Annotated in this window: 2 protein-coding genes and 1 pseudogene; 1 reads left to right on the forward strand and 2 read right to left on the reverse strand. The window is 73.1% G+C overall.

The features are described 5' to 3' along the window. Both E1285_RS44720 and E1285_RS44725 read right to left on the reverse strand, forming a co-directional pair. On the reverse strand, positions 1-359 hold a 359-nt coding region (locus E1285_RS44720; protein ID WP_243723487.1), incomplete at its 3' end, for a DUF5931 domain-containing protein. Continuing rightward, a complete protein-coding gene (locus tag E1285_RS44725; protein ID WP_132160975.1) occupies positions 356-1,090 on the reverse strand; it encodes a lysophospholipid acyltransferase family protein in 735 nt (244 codons plus the stop codon). The genes E1285_RS44720 and E1285_RS44725, both read right to left, overlap by 4 nt. 397 nt (positions 1,091-1,487) lie before the next feature. Between E1285_RS44725 and E1285_RS44730 the strand changes: the two are divergent. Next, positions 1,488-2,108: pseudogene (locus E1285_RS44730) on the forward strand (hypothetical protein); the annotation flags it as partial.

The raw sequence follows: 2,108 nt of genomic DNA on the forward strand, positions 1-2,108 counted from the left end.
GCCCACGACAGCACCGCCGCCGCCACCCACGACACCGGCAGCGTCGGGCGCCCGGCGGCGATGTTCTCCGCCGTCTCGACCCACGCGGTCGCGAGCACGCATCCGGCCGCGACGGCCAGGTCGGCGGCCAGGAGCGGCCGCCCCCGCCGCCGGGGATCGCCGAACGCCCGGACCGCGTACGCCGTCCAGACGGCCATCACGGCGAGGACGGCCCACCCGGCCGCCGGACGGGCGTAGCCACCCGAGTTCATCGCCATCACGATCGCGGCGTAGGCCAGCGCCAGAACGCGGTAGACGGCCACGGCGCGCCACAGCGCGGCCTCCAGCCCCATCCCCCGAGGCCCGTCGCCCTCCGTCATCCGTGGTCGCTCAGGCCCCCGTCGTCCTCGACCCGGCGCACGGGCTTGCCGGTCATCTCCGCCTTCACCTCGGCGGCGTACCGGTCGACGTACTCCTGCCCCGACAGCTCCCTGATCGTCCGCATGATCTCGTCGGTGATCTCCCGCAGGACCTCCTTGTCGTCCTCCCGGCCGTAGTACCGGGAGAAGTCCATCGGCTCGCCGAACCGGACCCCCGGCCGGACCCCGAGCCGCGGAAGCCGCTTGCCGGGCGGCATCAGCTCGAACGTGTCGACCATCGCCACCGGGATCACGGGGACCCGCGACTTCAGCGCCAGCCGCGCGACCCCCGTCTTGCCGCGGTACAGCCGGTTGTCCGGGGCCCGCGTGCCCTCCGGGTAGATGCCGAGGAGCTTGCCCTCCGCGAGGATCCGCAGCCCGGTCTGCAGCGCCGCCTCGGCGGACGAGCCGCCCGTCCGGTCCACCGGCACCACCCCCACACCGGTCATGAACGCCTTGGTGACCAGCCCCTTGATCCCCTTGCCGGTGAAGTACTCGCCCTTGCCGATGAAGAAGATCGGCCGCTTCAGCGGCAGCGGGCCGAAGAAGTGGTCGGCGAACGACAGGTGGTTGCTCACCAGCAGCGCGGGCCCCCGCCGGGGAACGTTCTTCCTGCCCCGGTTCCGCGGCCGCCACAGCACGTACATGATGGGTGAGAGAACGATCCGGAGCAGGATCCAAAACCAGAGCATGCGGGACCTTCCTCGGACCGCGTGCCCTGGGGACGAGCACCGACCGGTCCCTGGCCGAAGGGAGATGATGGGACATCTTCCCACTACCCGTCCCACCGTTCTACCGGCCGGTACGGCACCGCCCGCGGGCCCTGTACCGAAGCCCCGCGGGCGGTGTCCGGAAGCGATGCGGCGAGGGGCGGCCGGGGGAACGTAGGCTCTGTTCCGTAAATCTCAATCGGGTGCGCCCGGGGGCTTGTTCCGGGCGTCCCAGCGAATACCGTGGGACACACGTTTTCAGGGTGTCCGGATGTGCCGCCGCGAGCCGGAGGCGCCACCGGGCACATGTCGTTGGGGGAGCGGAGGCCGTCATGCCGGTGCTGTCGGTCACGCCGGAGTCGTCGAAGGAGCCGGCCCCGTGAATCGCCGTGGCAATGGACTGTCGGCCGACACCTACGCTCCGCTGGTCGACCTCGCCCCGCACCTGGCCGACGCGATGCTGGCGGCGCTCGGCGAGGCGGGCGTGGCGGCCTACGCGGCCTCGCCGTCCGACCTTCCGGACCTGCCCGACTTCGCCGACCCGGTCCGCGACCCCGTCGCCGGCGACGTCCTCGACCGGCTGTACGTGGACGTCGACATGAAGCCCACGGCCGAGGGCATCCTGCGCGCCCACCTCGCCCGGCTGCGCGACACCTCGGCCCGCGGCCCGGACTCCGACCGGACCGAGACCGACCTCGCCGACCCGCGCGACTCCGCCGACCCCCTCGACACGGCGGACCCCCTCGGCCCCGCGGACCCCATCAGCATGGCCAAGGCGCCCGACACCGCCAGGGGCGACTTCCCCGCCAAGGACGCCGACACCCCCGCCGAGCGCGACGAGGAGGCCATCTGGGCCGAGATCGTCGCCGGGTTCGACTCGGTCCCCGAGGGCGACGAGGTGCCCTGGCCCGAAGAGGAGAACATCCGCGAGCCGGAGGACCCCCCGCAGGAGGGCGACGACCGCACCGGCCGCCTCCCCCGCGCCCGCGTCATCGAGTCC

Source organism: Actinomadura sp. 7K507, assembly GCF_004348425.1.
GTDB lineage: Bacteria > Actinomycetota > Actinomycetes > Streptosporangiales > Streptosporangiaceae > Spirillospora.

Excerpts from the sequence above, each read along its gene's own strand:
- E1285_RS44725 (WP_132160975.1), bottom strand. The coding sequence starts at position 1,090 with ATGCTCTGGTTTTGGATCCTGCTCCGGATCGTTCTCTCACCCATCATG.